Consider the following 22192-nt stretch of genomic DNA (forward strand, 5'->3'; position numbering starts at 1 on the left):
AGAGGAGCTGTCCTTAGTACGAGAGGACCGGGATGGACGGACCGCTGGTGGACCGGTTGGCTTGCCAAAGCCATGGCCGGGTAGCCAAGTCCGGAAGGGATAAACGCTGAAGGCATCTAAGCGTGAAGCCCCCCTCAAGATGAGATATCCCATTCTTAGTGAAGTAAACCCCCTTGAAGACGACGAGGTAGATAGGGCAGAGGTGGAAGTGTGGTAACACATGGAGCTGACTGTTACTAATCGGGTGAGGGCTTGACCAACCAGCCGAGGAAGCGGGCAGGATGTAACAGAAATGGGGCGGAACAAGCTTGCTTGTGGAGAACCATTTATGGTACAGACTGGACATTTGCGAAGCAAATGACATCGAACGACGGAGTCGTGAGATGACCACCGCTGGAGTAGCCTAAAGAACAGGCGATGCAGCTTTAGCTGCGAGCACGTGAAGAAAGCTACGGATCGGTACGCAGGTTAAAATTGATTCAAAAAAGATTAACGATCATCAACAGAACATGTATGTAGTTTTGAATATACAATCATGAAAGAGTGGCTTAAACAGCCACTTTTTTATTACCCATAAAAACTGTCCCCTAAAAAAACATAAAAATTGCCCCTTGTAATATACCCAAACAAGCGGTACTATAACATCCAAGTTATTACATTCCTACATTAATACAATCATACATTAAAGTAATAACAAAGGTAATAACGAAACGAGAGGGGAATTATTATGAACACACAGAACAACACAGTAGTTAAACTTGCAGAAACTGCGTTATTAGCAGCTTTATGTTATGTATCCTTCACATTTCTGCAGATCAAGATCCCGGTGCCGGGTGGAGACGCAACATCCATTCATATTGGAAATGCTTTCTGCGTACTTGCAGCACTGCTTCTGGGTGGCGTATATGGCGGACTTGCCGGAGCTATCGGAATGGGAATTGCAGATATCATGGACCCTGTTTATATCACAGGCGCACCGAAAACCTTTGTACTGAAATTCTGTATCGGTCTGATCGTAGGTCTTGTGGCACACAAGGTTGCAAAGATCAATGAGAGTACAGATAAAAAATATGTTTTTAAATGGAGTGTGATCGCATCTGTCGCAGGACTTGCATTTAACGTAATTGCAGATCCTATCGTAGGATATTTCTACAAACAGTACATTTTGGGACAGCCACAGGAACTGGCACAGGCACTTGCAAAAATGAGTGCGGCGGCAACCTTTATCAATGCAGTTGTATCTGTAATTCTGGTAGCGATCATCTATAATGCAGTACGTCCGGTACTGATCAAAAGTCATCTGATCACAGTTACCAACAACAAAAATCAGGTTGCGTAAAACGACATACTAAAAAAATAATAAAAAACAAGAAATAACACAAGACAGCGAAATGGAAGTTAAAATTCATTTCGCTGTTTTTTTATGCGTGTATAGGATCATTTTTTATATGGTTATCCTCACATAGAAAACAAATTTCGGAACAACCAAGATCTGTTTTGACGTATCCATGGCAGTGATTGCTGCGGTACTTTCCTTCGTATTTGCGGGAAGACTGGATGGTGTAAGAGAAGGTACTGTTATTTCCGCATATTCTCCCGCACCTTCGTAGGTGTGCACCCGAAGTGCTCCTGGAACATCCGTCGAAACAGCTTATAATTGGTGAATCCATGGCGTTCTAGGATCACATGCACGGGGTCTTTCGTATTGATCAGATTTTTGTAGATAAAAGAAAGTCTGTATTCATTCTGATATTCCCAAAATGTAACCCCCATCTTTTTCTTGAAAAACGGCAGAAATATCCAGTCTGGAGATAAGCAACACCTGCGATCTCATCCAGAGAATAGGCCGTTTGTAATTCTCAGAAATATAATTCAGCACCAGATTCAGCCGGTCCAGATCTTTTTTCAGCCGGCTTAGATCACTTTGAAAAACTTTGACACTGAAATTGTGACACAGCTGGAACAAAAGTTCAAAGATCAGGATATTGCAGACGAGAGTCGTATGGTGGAGTAAAAAGATACAAAAAAAGCGGAGATTTATCGTTATAAAGACTATTGAAAATAAAAGAAGTTTGTAGTAAGGTAGTAGCTACAACGCTTACGAAAGGGAAGACTGTTTCGGGTGGGCAGTCTCCTTTTTGTGGAGAATTTTGGATGAAGGAAAACGAAAAACAAGGGGGAAGAATTTATGGAGAAGGTAAAAGAGAAATCTTCTTTTTTCCGAAAGTTCGTAGGAGATAAGAGGTTTTATCTGATGGTCCTGTCTATTGCAGTACCGATCATGGTACAGAACGGGATCACAAATTTTGTCAGTCTTCTGGACAATATTATGATCGGTCGTATCGGTACCGAACAGATGTCTGGAGCGGCGATCGTCAATCAGCTGATCTTTGTATATAATCTATGTATTTTCGGCGGGGTGTCCGGAGCGGGAATTTTTACAGCACAGTATTTCGGACAGAAGGATCATGAGGGTGTCCGCCAGACACTTCGTTATAAACTGTGGATGGCAGTGATTCTGACAGCGATCACCATTATACTGTTTCTGACAGCAGGGGGGTCACTGATCAGCATGTATTTAAAAGGTGACGGAACCGCACAGGAGATCAGGGATACTCTTATTTATGGGAAACAGTATTTATGGATCATGCTTCTGGGACTTCCGCCATTTATGATGGTGCAGGTCTATGCAAGTACTTTACGTGAATGCGGTGAGACCGTACTTCCAATGAAGGCCGGGATCGTGGCAGTGCTGATCAATCTGATATTTAATTATCTTCTGATCTATGGAAAATTCGGATTCCCGGAAATGGGAGTAAGAGGTGCGGCTGTTGCCACAGTGCTCTCCAGATATGTGGAAGCCTGCATTGTCCTGAGCTGGACACATAAGCATACAGAAAAGAATATTTTTGCACAGGGTCTGTATTCAACATTAAAGGTTCCGGCGAACCTGACAAAGAAGATACTTATTAAGGGAACCCCGCTGCTTCTGAATGAGACCTTATGGGCAGCCGGAGTGGCCATGCTGACACAGTGTTATTCGGTCCGTGGACTGAACGTGGTTGCGGGATTAAATATTTCCAATACCATCAACAATGTATTTAATATCGTATTTATCGCACTTGGAGATTCGGTAGCCATTGTTGTAGGACAGCTTCTGGGGGCAGGTAAGATGAAGGAAGCCAGAGATACGGACAACAAGATGATCGCATTTTCTGTGTTCTGCTGTACCTGCGTGGCAGCTGTGATGTTTGTAATGGCACCACTGTTTCCAAGGCTTTACAATACTAATGCTGAGGCACGTACTCTGGCGAAATATTTTATTATGCTCACAGCATTTTTCATGCCGCAGAATGCATTCTTGCATGCAACATATTTTACTTTGCGTTCCGGTGGAAAGACCATCGTTACATTTCTGTTTGACAGTGTGTTTATCTGGGTGGTAAGTGTAACGATCGCATTTACCTTAAGCCGTTTTACAGGTCTGCCTGTACTTGTGATCTACGCAATGGTCCAGGCAGCGGATATGATGAAATGTGTCATTGGATTTATCCTTGTAAAAAAAGGCGTATGGCTTCAGAATATCGTTTCATAGAATTTTTTGAAATCTTCCGGGAGGGGTGCTTCCAGGGAGATTTCTTTTTTGGCATTTTTGTCATGATGCATGGAAACCCGGGTGTCGGAAGCAGATTCATCAATTGAAAATGGAAGTTGAAATTTAAGCTTCCATGCGTGGAGTGCAGCCCGGGAAAACGGATTCGATATGTCCGATAAACAGTACAGAGAATCACCCAGAAGAGGATGCCCGAGAGATGCCATGTGTACACGGATCTGATGGGTACGGCCGGTTTTCAGACGGAGCATTACAAGAGAAGCCGGAGCTGCTGCGTCAGGGCCGGTAGATTTCAGAACAGAATAAAGGGTTTCTGCATGTTTGCTTCCGGGAAGCGTGCCATCTGTGGATACGACCATTTTCAGACGGTTATCCGGGTCAGGTGCAAGGGGAACGGAGATTCTGTGAAAAGCTCCATCTTCATCCACAGGCATGAAACCGGAAACTGCAGCTAGATAGGTTTTCTCTGAAATCCCTTCTTCACGCTGGTTCTGTAATCTGGCGGCAGCAGTCTGGTTCCTGGCAAAGAGCAGGATACCGGAGGTTTCTTTATCCAATCGTCCGATAGACCGGACTTTGGTAGGCTCTCCTTTGGAACGGAAATAGGAAGCCACCTGGTTGGCGAGACTGTCACTGTAGTGAGAACCGGAAGGGTGAGTGACAATCCCGGCAGGTTTATTTATGGCGAGGATATCCTGGTCTTCGTATATGATCGCCAACTCAGGAAGAAACTGTGACGTTGTAGCCGGTGAATGATAATTGTGAGAATTGACATCAGAACCTGCAAATTCTGAAGCTGCGGAATCAGAATATGAAATTGCGTCTGCGGAGAACTGGAAATTGTGATTGGACGAATTGACAGTAAAGGATGAAGATTCCAGCTGGGCAGAATCCACATCGTCCGCTTCCAGGCATATTATGATCTGATCCCCGGGATAAGCGGTTTCCGTTACCCGGCACTGCTGTCCGTTTTTCCGGATACCACCGGGACGAAACTTCGCCTGGCTGATCTGCTTTTTTGTAAGACCTGCCTGCGTGCGAAGAAAGCGGGAGACAGGTGCCGGAACAGCTGTTTTCGGGATATAGATAGTAAGATAGCGGTTCATTGTGAGGAATCCTCCGATTCTATTAAATTAATAAATATTTACAGGAATTTGGATGCAGGAGATTTTTACTTATGCTGATAATAAAAAACAGCAACTTGAGTCCGATCCCTCAGCTGCAGTTTATCCAGAATGGAACTGAGATAATTTCGTACCGTTCCCTCACTGAGAAACAGTTCTGTGGCAATCTCTTTATTGCTGTATCCGTTGGCAATCAGCCGGATGATATCCAGCTCCCGTTCGCTGATGTTTCTGGAAGCATAATCAAATCCGTCGGAAGACTGCAGGAGTTCAGGGATTTTGGATATAATCTCTGTGCCGAATACGGTCTGGCCGGAGTAAACCGCCTGAAGGGCCGGAAGAATGCTGGTATGATCCTGCTTCAGAAGATAACCCTTTGTGCCGAGGCGGAGGGCTTTTACAATATATTCATCATCGGAAAAAGTAGTCAGAAGAAGAATTTTTGCCTCTGGAAATTCGCCCAGGATCTTTCTGGAAGCTTCCAGTCCGTCCATTCCTTTCATACGGATATCCATCAGAAGAATATCCGGAAGATACTCTCTGTACAGAGAGCAGGCTTCTTCACCATCAGAGCCGGTGGCAGTCACTTCGATATCCGGGTTTGCTTCAAGAATGGTTTTTAGTGCTCCTGCAACCAGGCAGTCGTCGTCTACGATTATAATTTTCATGTCAAAATCTCCTGTTTATGAGTTATAAAAAGTAAATTTACAGATCAGAAAAAACAGACGGATCCAATATGCCGGGAAAGTACTTTGATCAAATCAGGAAGGTTTCCGGCAAAGGGAGAAATATCTGTCTGATTCAATTAGAAACAGATTTCGGGACCGTCACAAAGATCCGAAAACCGTTCTCCTGCGTAATCTGGACCGTACCGCCCAGCGCCTTTGCACGGTCACGGATATTGGACAGTCCCATACCACCGGAAGTATTTTTGGCCTTATTGCTGTCTGATCCAGTTTGCATATCCGGAATTCCATTTTCCGGTGTCCCATTATCCTCAATGCACAATTGATAAAGTGCAGGATGCTCCCGCAGAAGAATATTCACAGAATCCGCATTACTATGCCGCATCACATTGGAAAGCCCTTCCTTTGTAATACTGATCAGACTGTATTTCACCTCTCTTGGAATCTGCCTGGACATATCATAAGTAAGATTCACCGGGCAGAAGGTGAAATCCTTTACAAGTCCTTTTATGGCATCTTCCAGATTTATCGCATCGTCATGAAGATCATGTACACTGGAACGAATGCTGTTCATAGCACCGTTCAGGGATTCTTCCAGATTTCCAAGCAGAGGATCAAGAGAATCATTTTTGTTGATGGTTTTGCAGGCAGCAGTCATAAGGATAGAACGGGATAGTACATGTCCCACATTATCATGGATCTCTCTGGCAATTCTGTTTCGCTCGCGCAATGTAGCAGCATAAATCTCGTAATCCTGTTTTTCCAGAAGTGCCTTGTTTTTTTCAGAAAGAAGAAGCGTATGTTCCTCACTGTCATCCCGAATCTGATGGAAATCCTGGTAAAGAGCCTGATATTTTCCGGCATAGAGCCAGAGAAAAAATGAGAGAATGAAACCAAAAATCCCAAGCAGACAAAGAACTGCCGGAAATCTATTGATCTGAAAAACCAGAAATCCCCAAAGTGGAAGCTCAGCCACTGCCAGAGGAAAAAGCCCGGCAGATAAGGTCTGATACAGCAGCAGCGGGAAAAACAGAAGAAGATCCGAAAACCACAGGGAACATAATCCAAAGATCACATAGCTTCCTGCAAGAACCGGAATGATATTTCCGGCGGGTTTCAATACTGGCAAAGAATTGTGTGAACAGGATTCTGTTTTACATACCTTGCACAGATAAGTAATGCAGCAAAGGATCACCGCAAAAAGGAGGGCAAACACAAGAGCCTGATCTGCAGGCACATAAAAAAATGTTAAAGTACTGTATAAAAGCAATAGTATGGAATCTGTAAAATAACGCATAAAAAATATACCCTCCTTTCTCAGAATTACAGCATTTTCCGAAAGTCAGGCAGATAACCGGCTAAAATTATCGTATCCTGTTCCAGGAGAACCCCTTTTGCTGCACAAATTTCTGAAATCAATGTGTCTTTATTATAATATACCGGTTCCTTCCCTGCAAAGAAAAATCTATCCTTCTGAAAAAGACATGACATTTGTCATTCGCAGGTGGTGACATTCAACACTTGGTGCAGAAAGAAGAAAAGGATATAATGGCATCATAGAAGAAATATGAATTTCTGCGAAAAAGACATAAAAGTCCTGCTTAATGGACTGTAAAAAAGGAGGAAAACATATGCCACAGAGTATGGTCCACATAGAAAATCTGGTAAAACGATACGGTGATCTTACCGCACTGAATCATCTGGAACTGGATATCCGGGAGGGTGAGATCTTCGGATTACTTGGTCCCAACGGCTCGGGAAAGACAACGGCCATCAGCTGCCTCTTGTCACTTCTGAAATATGACAGAGGTGAAATAAAGATATTCGGAGAAGAGATGAAGCCGGACAGCTATAAGCTCAAGGAACAGATTGGGATCGTGCTTCAGAATGTAGCCGTTTTTGATGAGCTGACAGTGCAGGAAAATATCGATTATTTCTGCGGCCTTTACATACGGGACAGGAAACGGAGAAAAGAGCTGGTGGAGGATGCCATTGAATTTACAGGTCTTGAAGATTTCCGCAAAATGTACCCGAAGAAGCTTTCCGGGGGCCTTTTACGAAGATTGAACATTGCCTGCGGGATCGCCCACAAGCCAAGACTGATCATTATGGATGAGCCGACGGTAGCTGTAGACCCACAGAGCAGAAACAAGATCCTGGAAGGGATCCAGACGCTGAACCACCAGGGCTCCACCATTATCTACACATCCCATTACATGGAAGAGGTGGAGCAGATCTGTACCAGGATCGCCATCATGGATCACGGAAGAGTCATCGCTCAGGGAACAAAGGAAGAATTGAAGCAGATGATCAAAACAGGAGAGACCATCACCGTAGAAGCCATTGCCCTGGAAGAAAAAAATCTCCGGGATATCCGCACACTGGAGCATGTGTTTGATGTGCAGTATGAAAAACAGGTGCTGGTCGTGCGCTGTACCGATGCGAAGCATAACCTGATCCGTCTTCTTAATTATCTGCAAAGCCAGGATATTTCTTTTGGAAGAGTCTTTTCCGAACTGCCTACATTAAATGATGTCTTTCTGGAGATCACCGGAAAACAGCTGAGAGATTAGGAGGGATGGGAGATGTTGCATTTACTGAAATACAGTTTTCTTTCCAAGATCCGGAATTTTAACATTGTATTCTGGCCGCTGGTCTTTCCGCTTGTGCTTGGAACTTTTTTCTATTTTGCATTCGGAAATATCAATGAAGCAGATTTTCAGACGGTCCCGGTGGCAGTGGTGAAGGAAGCTTCTGCGGATACGTTTTTTATGACCTATCTGGATGAAGTGGAAAAAAGCAGTCCGGATCTTTTAAAAGCAGAAGAAATGTCGGAAAAGGAAGCGCTGGAAGCACTGCAGGATAAAAAAGTAGAAGGGATTTATTATGTGGGAAAAGAGCCTTCCCTTACAGTAGCAGGAATCGGAATAGAAGAAAGTATCCTTCAGACAGTTCTCGACAGCTGCGAAAACACCAGAACGACCATCACCAATATCATGAAAAAAAATCCGCAGATGGATATGGAAACCATGAAATCCTTGTTAAGTTCCGACAGCCTGGTAAGGGAAGTCTCTCTTGGTGGCCGGACCATTGACGGAAATGTGCAGTTCTTTTACGCACTGATCGCCATGGCCTGCCTGTATGGATGCTTTATCGGATTTGGCTCTGCGATCGGGATCCAGGCCAATATCACACCTCTGGCAGCCAGACGGTGTGTAACGCCGACCCACAAGCTGAAGCTGATCCTTACAGACCAGCTGACATCTTTTGCTCTGGGCTATGTGGACGTGATCATTCTGATCCTGTATCTCCGGTATATTCTCAATCTGGATTTTCAGGGACAGATGGGAAAAATGCTGGTGGTATCTTTTTTCGGAAGTCTCATCGGTGTATCTATGGGAATGTTTATAGGCAGCTTCGGAAAAATGCAGGAAGGCGTCAGAATCGGGCTCATGCTTGGAATCTCTATGGTAAGCAGCTTTCTTGCCGGACTGATGAACGGAAATATGAAGGATATCGTGGAAAAAAGTGTTCCGTTTGTGAACCGGATCAATCCTGCATCACTGATCTCAGATGCGTTTTACTGTATCAATGTATATGATGATATGACCAGATACTATAGAAATCTGATCACACTGGCGGTAATGTGCGTGGTGCTGGTGATGGCATCCTTTTTCATGGTCAGGAGGGAACGTTATGACAGTATTTAAAGGCTATATGAGGATCATGAAAAAAAATACAGGTCTGATCCTCCTGTATCTGGGCATTTTTTTCGGAGTGACAATGGCACTTCAGGCAGCGGCCGGTAAGGAAACTTATACCAGCTATGAAAGCGAAAAAATAAAGATCGGAGTGGTGGATAAAGACAACGGACCACTTGCAGAAGGACTGGTAAAATGGCTTGAAGGTACGCATCACGTGACCATGCTGGAGGATAACAGGGAGAAGCTTCAGGAAGAGCTTTTTTACAGAAATGTAGAATACATCGTGGTGATTCCTGAGGATTTTTATGAGAACTGTATGGTAAACGGCGAAAGTATTTCTGTGACCAAGGTGCCCGGATCTTATTCGGCATATTATGTGGATCAGCAGCTTGAGAGCTGCCTGAATACAATGCGGACATATCTGAAAGCCGGTTTTTCCCAGAAGGAAGCGGCAACAGCGATCCTGGATAAAAAAAGAGGAGAAGTCACCATGCTGGATACAGATGAAAACAGTGGTACGTCCGGATGGCTCTATTATTTCCGATATATTCCATATCTGTTTCTTGCATTACTTTGCTATGTGATGGGATATGTTCTGATGGCTTTCAAAAAAGACGATATACCAAAGAGAATGCAGGCATCTGTGATCTCTGCAAGACGACAGAGTCTGGAAGGGCTTCTGGCCATGTTTATCATGGGCGGGGGCTTATGGGGAATCGGTATGGCTGGAGCCATCCTTATGTATGGAAAAATATTTCTCGGTTCAGAAAATTTCGGATACTATGTACTGAACACTCTGGTAATGATGGCAGTGGCACTTTCACTTTCCTATCTGATCGGTCTTTTTGTAAAAAACAGTAACATGTTAAGCGGGATCGCAAATATCCTGTCTCTTGGAATGTGCTTTCTGTGTGGTGTGTTTGTTCCCATGAATATTATGGACAGAAACGTCCTGAAGGTGTCTCAGTTTCTTCCTGTGTACTGGTATGAAAACGTAAATGAGACTCTTGGAAGTTATAGCCACCTAACAGGTGAGGCAGCTGTATCGGTGTGGAAAGGCATTGGACTGGAAGCTATGTTTGCGGTAGTTTTTGTCTGCATGATCCTGGCAGTGACCAGGTATCAGCGGCAGAAATAACAGAAAATAATAGCAGATGGCTGTTAATTATGGTAGGATATAGCTGATAAAGATGATTTGCGGAGAAAAACATGAAAAAAATACAAGTTTTACTAAAACCACAATGTAATGCAGAAATTCAAAATCAGTTTGCAACAAAATTCGGAGATCAGTGCGAATTTACATTTCAGGGCAAAGAAACTGAGGATGCGATCGCAGCAGCAGAAGTAGTGATCGGAGAGCCAGAGGAAGAAGAAATCCTGAAAGCAGAAAATCTTCGATGGATCCAGCTGACCTGGGCCGGTGCGGACAAATATACAAAAATGAAAGCATTCCCGACAGGAGTTACATTAACCAATGCTTCCGGCGCTTTTGGAAAGATCATATCAGAATATGTGATCGGGAATATCCTTGCGCTGTACCGTGAACTTCCGAACTACTGGAAGAACAAACAGAAACACCTCTGGGTACAGAATCGATCATCAGAAACCATATATGGAAAAAACATTCTCATCCTGGGAACCGGGGATATAGGAAGAAATATTGCCCATAGAATGAAAGCGTTTGAAACGCATGTGACTGGAATAAAAAGAACTGCAGTCCCGGAGCATTTGCAGCAGATGAAAGAGTTTGATGAGGTATATGATCTGACAGCGCTGGATCAGCAGCTTCAGAAAGCGGACATTGTGATCGGCTGTCTCCCGGGAACACCGGAAACAAAAGGCATTTTGAATTACGAACGGCTGTATTCCATGAAAAAAGATGCAATTCTGGTTAATGTAGGAAGAGGAAGCCTCATTCCAACAGAAGACCTGATCAGAGTACTGGAGGAAGGCCACTTAAAAGGAACGGTCCTGGATGTATTTGAAACAGAACCATTGCCGGAGACATCACCTCTTTGGAATATGGAAAACGTCCTTATCACTCCACACATTGCAGGCCCGAGTTTCGGTGGAAACGCTGAAGTTCAGGATATGATCTGGAACATCTGCATGGAAAATCTGGAACGATATCTGAATGGAAAAAAATTAAAAAATATTGTCCGGTTAAAGGATGGGTATTAAATAAAAAAGATAGTTACAAGCTCCTTCTGATAAACTGTGAAGCAGTTATTCGGTTATGAGCAAGTAGCGAAGCGGATGCTTTTATCCGCTTGACTAAAAATACATTTATGGATATTTAAGAAAGAGACAGAGTGCATAATGATAACACGTCAGAAACTGATTGATCAGATAGAAAAATACAAGCCATATAATGAGCAGGAAGAAAAAGATAAAATCCTGATCCTGGACTGGATCAGAAATAATGAGAATGCTTTTTCCAGGGAAAATGCAGTAGCCCATATGACAGCTTCTGCCTGGGTAGTAAACAGAGAACGGACGAAAGTCCTTATGGTATATCACAACATATACAATTCCTGGTCCTGGCTTGGAGGACATGCAGATGGAGAGACGGATTTACTATCCGTTGCTGTCAGAGAAGTAAAAGAAGAGGCAGGGATTTCCAATGTTCGTCCGGTGTCAGAAGAGATTTTTTCCCTGGAATCCCTGACTGTAGACGGCCATGTGAAAAAAGGAAAATATGTATCCAGCCATCTGCACTTTAACCTAACATATCTCCTTGAGGCAGATTCAGAAGAGGCTGTTTCCATAAAAGCAGATGAAAACAGCGGTGTAGCCTGGTTTTCACCGGAAGAAGCATTGATGAGATCAACAGAACCGTGGTTTGTGGAACATGTTTATATTAAGCTTTTGAAGAAAATGAATCTATGTTATAATGGGATAAAGACAAAAGAGGTTTGACATTGACTGAGCAAATACGAAAATCTGACTGTAATGTAAGACAATACAGTTTTGCAGGGATCGACGGGAAGCAAGGTTAAAATAAAAGAATAAAGGACTGGATTGTATGAAAATGCAGTCTTTTTTTTATTCATAAGGAATAGGTAAACTGTTAGCTGAGAAAGGGGGAAACAAACATGAAAAATTATTCAGAGGATGCGGACAGACAGTATCACATTCAGGTAGCAAAAGGAGAAGTGGGACGTTACGTTATTTTACCGGGAGATCCGAAACGCTGCAAAAAGATCGCACAGTATTTTGATGATCCGGTTTTGGTAGCAGATAACCGGGAATACGTAACATACACCGGAACACTGGACGGAGTGAAGGTAAGTGTGACATCTACCGGAATCGGCGGACCGTCCGCTTCTATCGCAATGGAAGAGCTTTATCGGTGCGGGGCTGACACATTTGTACGCATCGGAACTTGCGGTGGAATGCAGCCGGAGGTAAAAAGTGGTGATATTGTTGTTGCAACGGGCGCGATCCGCATGGAGGGCACCAGCAAAGAGTATGCACCTATTGAATTCCCGGCAGTGGCAAATCTGGAAGTGATCAATGCACTTGTGGAAGGAGCAAAGAAAGAAGGATGTGAATTCCACACAGGTGTGGTACAATGTAAGGATTCCTTTTATGGCCAGCATGAGCCGGAAACCAAGCCGGTCAGCTATGAACTGATGAATAAATGGGAAGCGTGGAAACGTCTCGGCTGTCTTGCGTCGGAGATGGAATCCGCTGCTCTTTTTATAGTGGCAAGCCATTTAAAAGTACGTGTGGGCTCCTGCTTCCTGGTGCTTGCAAATCAGGAAAGAGAAAAGCTGGGTTTGGATAATCCTGTGGTACATGATACCGATAAGGCAATCCAGGTTGCAGTACAGGCGATCCGTGAACTGATTCGTGCAGATCAGGCACAGAAAAAAGAAGAATAACGTATACATGCCTGATTCAGGAAAGGTGGGAAAATTATGGAAGAAAAACAGATCAAAGAAATGATCGATCTGGCGATCAGACAGATGGACTATTCCTATGCGCCATACTCACATTTTCATGTAGGGGCGGTACTTCTTGCAAAAAACGGTACCTATTATACCGGGTGTAACATAGAAAATGCTGCCTATACTCCAACAAACTGTGCGGAAAGAACTGCTTTTTTCAAAGCGGTCAGTGAAGGCATGAGAGACTTTCAGGCAATCTGTATCGTTGGCGGCAAGGATGGTGTTCCTACAGAGTATGCAGCACCCTGTGGAGTATGCAGACAGGTTATGATGGAGTTCTGTGATCCGGAAACCTTTCAGATCATACTGGCAGTCAGCAGAGAAAAATATGATATCTTTACGTTAAAGGAACTGTTGCCATTTGGATTTGGACCGGATAATCTGAAGAAACTGAAGTGATAAGCGCATGTGGATACGTGCAGAGATTTTCACGATATGAATGCAGTGAGAAGTAAAATATTGAAAAGTGATCGCCCGGATGTTGATATGACAGGCCGGGCGATCACTTTTTCTGCCATACAATAAAAAACGCTGAAAATCCTTAATTAAGGTTTTTCAGCGATTCTAATAGCAGGGGATGAGAGAATCGAACTCCCACCAAAGGTTTTGGAGACCCCTATCATACCATTTGACCAATCCCCTATATTAAATTGTGTTTTCATCACTGTTGCAATTATACATATAAAATATACAATTGTCAAGAGATGAGAGTGCTTTTTGTATAATAAAATATAAATAAAATTCTTCCTGTCATAAATCGGCAGAAAAGCGGAGATGGAGGGATTTGAACCCTCGCGCCGGTTGCCCGACCTACCGCATTTCGAGTGCGGACCCTTCAGCCACTTGGGTACATCTCCGGATGCAAACCTTTATTATTATATAAGGTATCCGGAGAAAGGTCAATCTTTTTTAAAACTTTTCTTTTTTGTATTATTGACGAATCTTCCAGACTATAATATGATAATGAGATAAAGTGTACAGACAGAAGTGGATGTGCAGAAATGGAGGGAATTATGAGCGATAAGAAATCAGCGATTCTCAGAGCGGCGAAGGGTCTTACTGAGAATTATGCTTCAGAAGAACTTTTTATGCCGAAGAGCGGCAGACGTCTGCCGAACCGTTCGGTGATCATTGATATAGTAAGAGATCTGAAATCTATTGTATTTCCGGGATATTTCAGTACGGATACCAGTGCTACCGTATTTCCGGAGTATTATGTGGGACACAGACTGAATGATCTTTATGACAGATTGAAGAATCAGATCGAGATCGCACTTCTTTATCACGGAGAGGAACCGGAAGAAGCAGCAGCTCATGCAGACAGAACTGCATGTGGATTTTTTGAGCAGCTTCCTGAGATCCAGAGACTGCTTCTGACAGATGTACAGGCTGGTTTTGATGGTGACCCCGCAGCCAAGAGCAAGGAAGAGATCATTTTTTCATATCCGGGATTATTTGCTATCTACGTGTATCGTCTGGCACATGTTCTTTATAAAGAAGAGATCCCATTTATCCCGCGCGTGATGTCGGAATATGCTCATGGCCGTACAGGAATCGATATCAACCCGGGAGCGACCATCGGAGAGTATTTCTTTATCGATCATGGTACCGGTGTGGTTGTAGGTGAGACTACAGAAATCGGAAATAATGTAAAACTGTATCAGGGAGTGACACTGGGAGCGCTTTCCACAAGAAAGGGACAGCAGCTTGCCAATGTAAAACGTCATCCGACGATCCGTGATAATGTAACGATCTATTCTAATTCCACAGTGCTCGGTGGTGAGACGGTTGTAGGAGAGAATACGATTATAGGTGGTAATACCTTTATCACAGAATCCATTCCTGCAAATACCAAGGTCAGTGCAAAAAGTCCGGAGCTTGTGATCAAGAAACCGAAGGCCCAGGTTTCTGCCACAAATGTATGGGAGTATTGATAAAAAATCCAATAAATAAAAAAAATAAAAAATTTCAAAAAACCTGTTGACAAATAAAACAGCATGCTATATACTAATCATCGTTGCAGCGGTCAAGCGATCGGTAATCACCGAAGCGACGATGCGCGGGTGTAGTTCAATGGTAGAACACCAGCCTTCCAAGCTGGATACGTGGGTTCGATTCCCATCACCCGCTTATGCGATAGTGGCGTAGTTGGTAACGCGCGACCTTGCCAAGGTCGAGACCGCGGGTTCGAGCCCCGTCTATCGCTCTCATCGAAGGATGAAGATTTATAATTTCATAACTGCGGGTGTAGTTCAATGGTAGAACACCAGCCTTCCAAGCTGGATACGTGGGTTCGATTCCCATCACCCGCTTGTGCGATAGTGGCGTAGTTGGTAACGCGCGACCTTGCCAAGGTCGAGACCGCGGGTTCGAGCCCCGTCTATCGCTCTTCGGAACTCTGAGGATGATCAGAGTTCTTTTTTGTTGCGAAAAAATCCTCTGCTTTATTTTTATGCAGCAGAGGATTTTTCGCGTTATGTGTTACTGCGTAGCTTATTCAGTTGTTTCACCCTGATCGATCAGAGTATAGAAGGTCAGAAGATAAAGCCCGCATAAGCCTACAAGTCCGTAGATGATCCGGGAGAGCCAGCTCATGCTTCCGAACAGGAATGCTACCAGATTAAAATTAAAGAAGCCGATCAGACCCCAGTTTATGGCACCGACCACAGCAATGGTCAGGGTGAAGTACTGCAGACATTTATTTGACATAAGTCACCATCCTTTCGTTATACAGGAAATAGTTTTTCATGGAATCGAAAAAATATACACAGGAATGAGAAAAAGAAAAACGGAAATTTCTGCCAGCCATGAAAAAATCATGAAGGAGAAATTTCCGTTTTCCTTTCATATGCAAGATAAAATGTAAATTTCCGGTTTATCGAATTTGGATCGTAAATATCCGCCAGGCGATTCCGATATCTTACTTCAGCTTCAGAATCTGAGAGGTTGTCTGTCCGCCGCTTACATTCAGAGTTTCTTTGCCCTGAAGCGTTACATCATTGGTAGTATCCTTCAGAAGAAATACCTGGCATACAGTGACGGTTTTTCCGGGATCAATGGTGCTCATGTAGTTATCTACAGCATCATCGCTGGCTTCCGGATAAGTTCCTTCCAGAACTTCTCCGTTCTGGGAAGCCTGCAGGGTGAAGTCTACAAATGCACTGGACTGGGAATCGCCGGAGTTTGTATAGTCGTAGTAGATCATCAGACAGGGATTTCCGCCGTAGTCCTTGGAAATCGCAAACTGTTTGAAACGGACGGAGAATTTGTCAGTTGTAATATCAATGGATGCACTTGTACCCTCAGCAGAGGCCGTGCTGCCTGGGGTGGAAGAATCCTCTGCAGCGGCAGAACTGCTATCTGTGCTGTCATCCGTAAGCTGGGATGATATTTCGTCTTTTACGCTTTTGAAGTTTGCGCACATAACCTTGACTGTGGTGTCATCCAGAGAAACGATCTTCCAGTCGCTGCCGATTTTGATCAGAGGATAGGTAATATCGATCTCACTGTATTTCTCATCAGCTGTGGAAGCATTTTCGGCAAGAAGTGCAGCGAGCATTTCCTGGATATCATCCTGTGTCATTTCCTTTCCGGCATAGGCTGCGACAGCAACCTTACGGGTGTATTCCTGAATAGTTGCTGCATAGATATTGGTTCCGTCAATATATTTCATGTGAACCGTTATCCTGGCAGTTCCGTTCTGGATGTCAAATTTGTTTTTGGTGATCTTGTAGGTCATTTTTTTGTTGACGGTAGTGAAGAAATCTGTGTAAGCAGAATCACGGATATCTGCATCATCCAGAGCACTGAGATCATGACTCTGGAGAAGGTTCTCCATTGTGGTAAAATCCATGTTCTGCATGCCTGTGAGAAATTCTTCTGTGGCTTCTACCGGTTTATGGCGCTGCATCATATACCAGGCGGTTCCGCCGGCTGCGGCAGCGATCAGAAGGATGATCAGACAGATCACAAGAGGCTTTTTGCTTTTTTTCTTTCTGTGGGGAGTGTCGTCTTCAAAATCATTGGAGATCAATGATCTGGAGAGCTCATCGTCATAAAAATCATTATTGTCTTCTGTATTCATTATTCCTCCTTACAATAAGTCATTCTGGTTTTCGGGTGGGTGGGTCAGAGGATATCTGTTTGCATTTGCGGGCAAACAGCATCACCCTATGTTACCGTAACGATTATATCATAGGTTTACTGTTTGAGAAACCCCCTGTGTTATGATATACTGGAAGACACAGAAAAAGTGGTTGAGTACAGGTGACAAAGCGGAATGCGAATGCCCGCTTTATGCAGCAGAAAAGGTGAGGTGAAATATATGTTACGGACAATTCAGTATTCATTTCCTTCAAAAGCAGACGGATTGGAAATTTCCTGCCTGGCAGTAGTGCCGGAGTTGGAACGTAATGAGAAATACCGTGGGATTATACAGATCGTTCACGGAATGAGTGAGTACAAGGAACGCTACATTCCTTTTATGGAATATATGGCAGAGCGAAAATATATAAGTGTGATCCATGATCACCGTGGCCATGGGAAAAGCGTACGCAGTAAAGAGGATCTTGGATATATGTACGGTGGTGGGGCGGATGCCATGCTGCAGGATATCCATACGGTGAACTGCTTGATCAAGGATCATTTCCCAGGTATTCCGCTGATCCTTTTCGGACACAGCATGGGCTCTCTGGCAGTTCGTGCCTATGCAGCGCATCATGACAGCTGTATGGATATGCTGATCGTCTGCGGCTCACCCAGCTATAATGCATTTCGGCCGGTCGGAGTAGCTCTGGCAAAGGCGGGAAAGACTGTTTTCGGGCCTAAACACAGTGCGGGTCTGATCGAGATGATGTCTTTTGGAAGCTATGCAATGCACTTTAAAAAAGAAAAAAACCGTTTTTCCTGGATCTGCTCTGATCCGCAGGTTGTGCAGGATTATTCGGATTCAGAATACTGTGGATTTACCTTTACGGATGATGCATATCTGGCACTTTTTGACCTGATGAAAAGAGCCTATGATGTGAAGCACTGGAAGTGTACAAAGCCGGAAATGCCGGTGCTGTTTATTAGTGGGGCGGAGGATCCCTGCATGGGAAATGTGAGACAGTTTGCGAAGTCTGTCCGTGCCATGCGTTGTGCAGGATACCGGGATGTCCGGGGAAAATTATATCCGGGAATGCGCCACGAGATCCTGAATGAGAAAGACAGGGAAAAGGTTTATCATGATATATTTACATATATCTGCAAAAAAGGACTTTGAACGCTCTGTGACAGAGTGATATAATAAAAATCTGAGTGCTCCTGCAGACATCTGTGAGAGGGCGCAACTACTGAGAAAACAGGAGGATTCGTAAATTATGAGAGCAAGTGGGATTTTACTTCCAGTGTCCAGTCTGCCATCGAAATATGGGATCGGATGCTTTTCTGAGGAAGCATATGAGTTTGTAGACCAGCTGGCAAGAGCAGGACAGAAATACTGGCAGATTCTTCCTCTCGGACCTACCGGATATGGAGATTCACCATACCAGTCTTTTTCTACCTTTGCGGGAAATCCGTATTTTATTGATCTGGAGGCTTTTGTAAAAGAGGGATATCTGGATAAAAGTGATTGCGAGGACTGTGACTGGGGTACAAACGAGAGCTATGTGGATTATGAGAAGATTTATAATTCCAGATTTCGGCTTTTGAGAAAAGCCTTTGAAAATTATGACTGTGAGACAGATCAGGAGTACCGGAAGTTTGTAAAAGAAAATGCTGCCTGGCTGGAAGATTACAGCCTGTATATGGCAATCAAGGACAGCCTGAATGGGATCAGCTGGATCGAATGGCCTACGGAACTCAAAAACAGAGAAAAAGCTGCATTGGCTGAAAAAAGGGAGAAGTTTGCAAAAGAAGTGGGATTTTACTGTTTTCAGCAGTTCTGCTTTTTTAAACAGTGGACAGCATTGAAAGCTTATGCAAATGCTAAGGGAGTGGAGATGATCGGAGACATCCCGATCTACGTTGCGTTTGACAGTGCGGATGCCTGGGCACAGCCGGAATTGTTCCAGTTTGATAAGGAAAATATTCCGATCGGCGTTGCCGGATGCCCGCCGGATGCTTTTTCCGCCACAGGGCAGCTCTGGGGAAATCCGCTTTATGACTGGGAATATCACAAGAAAACAGGCTATGCATGGTGGATACGCCGAATGGCAAATTGTATGAAGCTTTATGATGTGGTAAGGATCGACCATTTCAGAGGCTTTGATGAGTATTATTCCATTCCGTACGGAGATAAAACTGCCCAGTTCGGTCACTGGGAAAAGGGACCGGGAATGGATCTGTTCCGTGCGCTTGAAAAGAATCTTGGAAAGCTGGATGTGATCGCAGAGGATCTTGGTCTCCTTACAGACAGTGTGATCGAGATGGTGGAAGAATCCGGATTCCCGGGAATGAAGGTATTGCAGTTTGCTTTTGACGAGAATGAGGACAGTCCGTATCTGACGCACAGATATGAAAGGAATTGCATTGTTTACACAGGTACTCATGACAATGAGACAACAAGAGGATGGTTCCGCAATCTGAGCCAGCATGATCGAAATTTTGCCAGGGCCTATATTGGCTGTGAGGGCAAGCATGAGACTGCGGCAGTGTGGAGCATGATACGTGCGGCGATGTCCAGTGTTGCAGATCGCTGTGTGATCCCGGTACAGGATTATCTCTGCCTTGGAAATGAGGCAAGGATCAATGAACCGTCAACTCTTGGTGACAACTGGAAGTGGCGTATGAAAAAAGGCCAGCTCAATGAAACAATTATTCAGAAGATTTATAAAATGACAAAGCTTTATGGAAGACTTGTAAAAGAAGAAACGGAAGAGAAGGAAAAAACAGAAGCTGACAGGGAAAAGATATCTGACAAATAGAGAAATATAAGGATATCAGAAAGGACAGAAATACATCATGGAAGAACAGAAAAGAGAAAATAAGGAAGAGCTGCAGCAGGAAACTGCTGAGGAAAAGAATTCCGGACAGGGAAATTCTTCCACAAGAAGCAGTCTTCTGTGGATCTTTGCAGGAGGCTATCTTGTGTATACAGGATATCGTCTCTGCGCCAGTGTCATAAGCGGAGCAGAAGACTCCGGTGTGGTATTTCTGGCAGCGGGAGGTATTTTTGTTGTGATCGGAGCAGTGCTTCTGATCATGGCGATCCGTAATCTTGCAAAGGCTGGCGCACAGAAACATGAGCTGGAAGAAGCTGCTGCGAAAAAAGCGGCAGAGGAAGCTTCTCAAAATCCGGAAACCGTGGCAAAGAAAAAAATGTCAATTGCGGAGCGGGCGCATCTTGCGGAAAATCTGGATGACGCACCGGAGGAGAAAGACGAAAAATAAAACTGGATGCAGGTGAGAGTAAAATGCCTGCTGAGATATGACGATTAGTAATAGCAAAAACGGAACATCATAAGGCAAAAAAATCCTTATCTATGTTCCGTTTTTTAGATCAGGCAGATCGCAAAACAGTTATCTGCGTCTTTGCGCGTTTCTGCGTTTTTTTCGAGATTTTTTTCTGTTGGGGGTATGTAAGGTAGACCAGCAGAATGCCTGTACCAGCAAAATTCCGATCATTGCTCCGCAACTGTCGATCCCTACATCCCTTACGGAAGGTCCGCGGGCCTCTACAAAAGACTGATGGTATTCATCCAGTCCAGCAAATCCCACACATACAAATCCGGCAAGGAGCATCAGCCAGATTCCCCGAACTCCGTATACATAGAGGGGGAAGGAAATAGATATGGCCAACAGGCAGTATTCTGTCATGTGAGCAGCCTTACGGACATAAAATTCGATATCTGCAGCTTCCTGGGAAAGCTGTTCCAGGCTTTTGCCGGAAGCTAATATTTCGTTTTTGGTTTCTACGATCTGGTAGCTGATCTTGTAGCTCAGGGCACCGGAAACATCTCCGGTCTGTGCGGAAAAAGAGTAGATCACGCACATCATCAGGATCGCAGGTGCAAAAGAAAAAGGTTTTAATAATGTAATCAGTATTTTCATGGCTCTTAATATAGCACTCCCGCATGGAAAAGTCCAGAAAAATACAGAAAAAGAACAGGGAAAAGGAAAAACAGGGAGAGAAGGTTAAATGGGATAGGAGGTTAAAGGGGAAGTGGACAGTAAGGACTGAAATGTGTTAGAATATAAAATAAATTTCAGGGGCATTTTTAAGAAAAAAGCAGCCCGGGATCGAATAGAAGAAAATTACAGGAGGAAATCAACAAATGAGTCTTGCAGATAATATATTCATTGACATGTGCAAAGATGTCATAGAAAACGGAACCAGCACAGAAGGTGAGAAGGTACGTCCTGTGTGGGAGGATGGAACTCCGGCTTATACCATCAAGAGATTTGGTGTTGTGAACCGTTATGATCTCCGGAAGGAGTTTCCGGCACTGACTTTAAGAAAAACAGCGTTAAAGAGTGCAATGGATGAGATTCTATGGATCTGGCAGCAGAAATCCAATAATATCCATGATCTTCACAGCCACATCTGGGACAGCTGGGCAGATGAGAACGGTTCCATCGGAAAAGCCTACGGCTATCAGTTAGGTGTGAAGCATCAGTATAAAGAGGGAATGATGGATCAGGTAGACAGAGTTCTTTTTGATCTTAAGAACAATCCGTACAGCAGAAGGATCATGACCAATATTTATGTACATCAGGATCTCCACGAGATGAATCTTTACCCATGTGCCTATTCCATGACTTTCAATGTAACCAAGGAACCCGGAAAAGACAAGCTGGTCCTTAATGCGGTGCTGAACCAGAGATCTCAGGATATCCTTGCTGCAAACAACTGGAATGTGTGTCAGTATTCTCTTCTTCTCATGATGATCGCACAGGCCTGCGATATGGAAGCCGGAGAGCTTGTTCATGTGATCGCAGACTGCCATATTTATGATCGTCATATTCCGGTAATTAAAGAACTGATCTCCAGAAAACCGTATCCTGCACCGACAGTAAAACTGAATCCGGAGATAAAGGATTTTTATAAATTCACCACCGATGATCTGATCGTGGAGAATTATGAGACATGGCCACAGATCAAAAATATTCCCATTGCAGTATAATTGCATAA

Annotated in this window: 21 protein-coding genes, 6 tRNA genes and 1 rRNA gene; 19 read left to right on the plus strand and 9 right to left on the minus strand. The window is 43.9% G+C overall.

Annotation, left to right across the window (positions count from 1 at the left end; all coding sequences use genetic code 11):
- Both NCY57_RS09775 and NCY57_RS09780 read left to right on the plus strand, forming a co-directional pair.
- A 23S ribosomal RNA gene (locus tag NCY57_RS09775) occupies window positions 1-260 on the plus strand; the annotation flags it as partial.
- Window positions 261-727: 467 nt separating this feature from the next.
- Window positions 728-1339, plus strand: a complete 612-nt coding sequence (locus NCY57_RS09780; RefSeq protein ID WP_129976152.1) for an ECF transporter S component — start codon at window positions 728-730, stop codon at window positions 1337-1339.
- A 239-nt stretch (window positions 1340-1578) separates the two neighbouring features.
- On the opposite strand, the gene NCY57_RS17065 is transcribed toward NCY57_RS09780, so the two are convergent.
- Window positions 1579-1773: a helix-turn-helix domain-containing protein gene (locus NCY57_RS17065; RefSeq protein ID WP_250789627.1), complete on the minus strand. Its 195-nt coding sequence runs from the start codon at window positions 1771-1773 to the stop codon at window positions 1579-1581.
- A 415-nt stretch (window positions 1774-2188) separates the two neighbouring features.
- On the opposite strand from NCY57_RS17065, the gene NCY57_RS09795 reads away from it, so the two are divergent.
- Window positions 2189-3595, plus strand: coding sequence for an MATE family efflux transporter (locus NCY57_RS09795; RefSeq protein ID WP_118752488.1), 1407 nt, complete (start codon window positions 2189-2191; stop codon window positions 3593-3595).
- On the opposite strand, the gene NCY57_RS09800 is transcribed toward NCY57_RS09795, so the two are convergent.
- The 3 genes from NCY57_RS09800 to NCY57_RS09810 all read right to left on the minus strand — a co-directional run bounded on the left by NCY57_RS09800 (window position 3577) and on the right by NCY57_RS09810 (window position 6720).
- Window positions 3577-4719 carry an RluA family pseudouridine synthase gene (locus tag NCY57_RS09800; RefSeq protein ID WP_250789628.1) on the minus strand — a complete coding sequence of 381 codons (1143 nt, stop codon included), beginning with the start codon at window positions 4717-4719 and terminating at the stop codon, window positions 3577-3579. The two genes, NCY57_RS09795 and NCY57_RS09800, sit on opposite strands and share 19 nt — an antisense overlap.
- 65 nt (window positions 4720-4784) lie before the next feature.
- Entirely contained in the window at window positions 4785-5405 is a 621-nt protein-coding gene (locus NCY57_RS09805) for a response regulator (RefSeq protein ID WP_114001699.1), read from the minus strand.
- Between the two features lie 133 nt (window positions 5406-5538).
- The gene (locus tag NCY57_RS09810) at window positions 5539-6720 is read right to left on the minus strand and encodes a sensor histidine kinase (protein ID WP_250789629.1); all 1182 of its coding nucleotides are present in this window, start codon (window positions 6718-6720) and stop codon (window positions 5539-5541) included.
- A 346-nt stretch (window positions 6721-7066) separates the two neighbouring features.
- Between NCY57_RS09810 and NCY57_RS09815 the strand changes: the two genes are divergently transcribed.
- The 7 genes from NCY57_RS09815 (at window position 7067) to NCY57_RS09845 (ending at window position 13479) form a co-directional block, all read left to right on the plus strand.
- Window positions 7067-7996, plus strand: a complete 930-nt coding sequence (locus NCY57_RS09815; protein WP_059086850.1) for an ABC transporter ATP-binding protein — start codon at window positions 7067-7069, stop codon at window positions 7994-7996.
- A gap of 12 nt (window positions 7997-8008) precedes the next feature.
- A complete protein-coding gene (locus NCY57_RS09820) occupies window positions 8009-9133 on the plus strand; it encodes an ABC transporter permease (RefSeq protein ID WP_059085418.1) in 1125 nt (374 codons plus the stop codon).
- Window positions 9120-10265, plus strand: a complete 1146-nt coding sequence (locus NCY57_RS09825) for an ABC transporter permease (protein WP_250789630.1) — start codon at window positions 9120-9122, stop codon at window positions 10263-10265. Before NCY57_RS09820 ends, NCY57_RS09825 begins: the two co-directional genes overlap by 14 nt.
- Window positions 10266-10336: 71 nt before the next feature.
- Window positions 10337-11308 carry a D-2-hydroxyacid dehydrogenase gene (locus tag NCY57_RS09830; RefSeq protein ID WP_110925740.1) on the plus strand — a complete coding sequence of 324 codons (972 nt, stop codon included), beginning with the start codon at window positions 10337-10339 and terminating at the stop codon, window positions 11306-11308.
- Window positions 11309-11446: 138 nt separating this feature from the next.
- Window positions 11447-12046, plus strand: a complete 600-nt coding sequence (locus tag NCY57_RS09835) for an NUDIX hydrolase (RefSeq protein ID WP_015524319.1) — start codon at window positions 11447-11449, stop codon at window positions 12044-12046.
- A 176-nt stretch (window positions 12047-12222) separates the two neighbouring features.
- A complete protein-coding gene (gene udp, locus NCY57_RS09840; RefSeq protein WP_059085420.1) occupies window positions 12223-13014 on the plus strand; it encodes a uridine phosphorylase in 792 nt (263 codons plus the stop codon).
- Window positions 13015-13050: 36 nt separating this feature from the next.
- A complete protein-coding gene (locus NCY57_RS09845) occupies window positions 13051-13479 on the plus strand; it encodes a cytidine deaminase (RefSeq protein WP_015524321.1) in 429 nt (142 codons plus the stop codon).
- Between the two features lie 172 nt (window positions 13480-13651).
- On the opposite strand, the gene NCY57_RS09850 is transcribed toward NCY57_RS09845, so the two are convergent.
- Window positions 13652-13722 (minus strand) — tRNA-Trp (locus NCY57_RS09850).
- A 127-nt stretch (window positions 13723-13849) separates the two neighbouring features.
- Window positions 13850-13937: transfer RNA gene (locus NCY57_RS09855), tRNA-Ser, on the minus strand.
- 156 nt (window positions 13938-14093) lie between these two features.
- Here NCY57_RS09855 and epsC point away from each other — a divergent pair.
- From epsC to NCY57_RS09880, 5 genes are all read left to right on the plus strand, one after another.
- On the plus strand, window positions 14094-15014 hold the full coding sequence (gene epsC / locus NCY57_RS09860) for a serine O-acetyltransferase EpsC (RefSeq protein WP_022426729.1): 921 nt from the start codon (window positions 14094-14096) through the stop codon (window positions 15012-15014).
- A 125-nt stretch (window positions 15015-15139) separates the two neighbouring features.
- A tRNA-Gly gene (locus NCY57_RS09865) sits at window positions 15140-15210 on the plus strand.
- A gap of 3 nt (window positions 15211-15213) precedes the next feature.
- Window positions 15214-15286: transfer RNA gene (locus NCY57_RS09870), tRNA-Gly, on the plus strand.
- A 35-nt stretch (window positions 15287-15321) separates the two neighbouring features.
- Window positions 15322-15392: transfer RNA gene (locus NCY57_RS09875), tRNA-Gly, on the plus strand.
- Window positions 15393-15395: 3 nt separating this feature from the next.
- Window positions 15396-15468 (plus strand) — tRNA-Gly (locus tag NCY57_RS09880).
- A gap of 105 nt (window positions 15469-15573) precedes the next feature.
- On the opposite strand, the gene NCY57_RS09885 is transcribed toward NCY57_RS09880, so the two are convergent.
- Both NCY57_RS09885 and NCY57_RS09890 read right to left on the minus strand, forming a co-directional pair.
- Window positions 15574-15789 carry a DUF378 domain-containing protein gene (locus NCY57_RS09885; protein ID WP_015524323.1) on the minus strand — a complete coding sequence of 72 codons (216 nt, stop codon included), beginning with the start codon at window positions 15787-15789 and terminating at the stop codon, window positions 15574-15576.
- 211 nt (window positions 15790-16000) lie between these two features.
- Window positions 16001-17164, minus strand: a complete 1164-nt coding sequence (locus NCY57_RS09890) for a DUF5067 domain-containing protein (RefSeq protein WP_227574214.1) — start codon at window positions 17162-17164, stop codon at window positions 16001-16003.
- A gap of 240 nt (window positions 17165-17404) precedes the next feature.
- Here NCY57_RS09890 and NCY57_RS09895 point away from each other — a divergent pair, with 240 nt between their 5' ends.
- The 3 genes from NCY57_RS09895 to NCY57_RS09905 all read left to right on the plus strand — a co-directional run bounded on the left by NCY57_RS09895 (window position 17405) and on the right by NCY57_RS09905 (window position 20451).
- On the plus strand, window positions 17405-18343 hold the full coding sequence (locus NCY57_RS09895; protein ID WP_110103467.1) for an alpha/beta fold hydrolase: 939 nt from the start codon (window positions 17405-17407) through the stop codon (window positions 18341-18343).
- A 97-nt stretch (window positions 18344-18440) separates the two neighbouring features.
- Window positions 18441-19985 carry a 4-alpha-glucanotransferase gene (gene malQ, locus NCY57_RS09900; RefSeq protein WP_250789631.1) on the plus strand — a complete coding sequence of 515 codons (1545 nt, stop codon included), beginning with the start codon at window positions 18441-18443 and terminating at the stop codon, window positions 19983-19985.
- A gap of 37 nt (window positions 19986-20022) precedes the next feature.
- A complete protein-coding gene (locus NCY57_RS09905) occupies window positions 20023-20451 on the plus strand; it encodes a hypothetical protein (RefSeq protein WP_092071388.1) in 429 nt (142 codons plus the stop codon).
- A 129-nt stretch (window positions 20452-20580) separates the two neighbouring features.
- On the opposite strand, the gene NCY57_RS09910 is transcribed toward NCY57_RS09905, so the two are convergent.
- Complete coding sequence (locus NCY57_RS09910) at window positions 20581-21111, minus strand: VanZ family protein (protein WP_138277249.1); 531 nt, start codon at window positions 21109-21111, stop codon at window positions 20581-20583.
- A gap of 224 nt (window positions 21112-21335) precedes the next feature.
- On the opposite strand from NCY57_RS09910, the gene thyA reads away from it, so the two are divergent.
- Complete coding sequence (gene thyA, locus NCY57_RS09915; protein WP_015524333.1) at window positions 21336-22184, plus strand: thymidylate synthase; 849 nt, start codon at window positions 21336-21338, stop codon at window positions 22182-22184.
- The last annotated feature ends 8 nt before the right edge of the window (window positions 22185-22192 follow it).

This window comes from Blautia sp. MB18-30 (genome assembly GCF_023669475.1).
In the GTDB taxonomy this organism is placed as follows: Bacteria; Bacillota; Clostridia; order Lachnospirales; family Lachnospiraceae; genus Blautia_A; species Blautia_A fusiformis.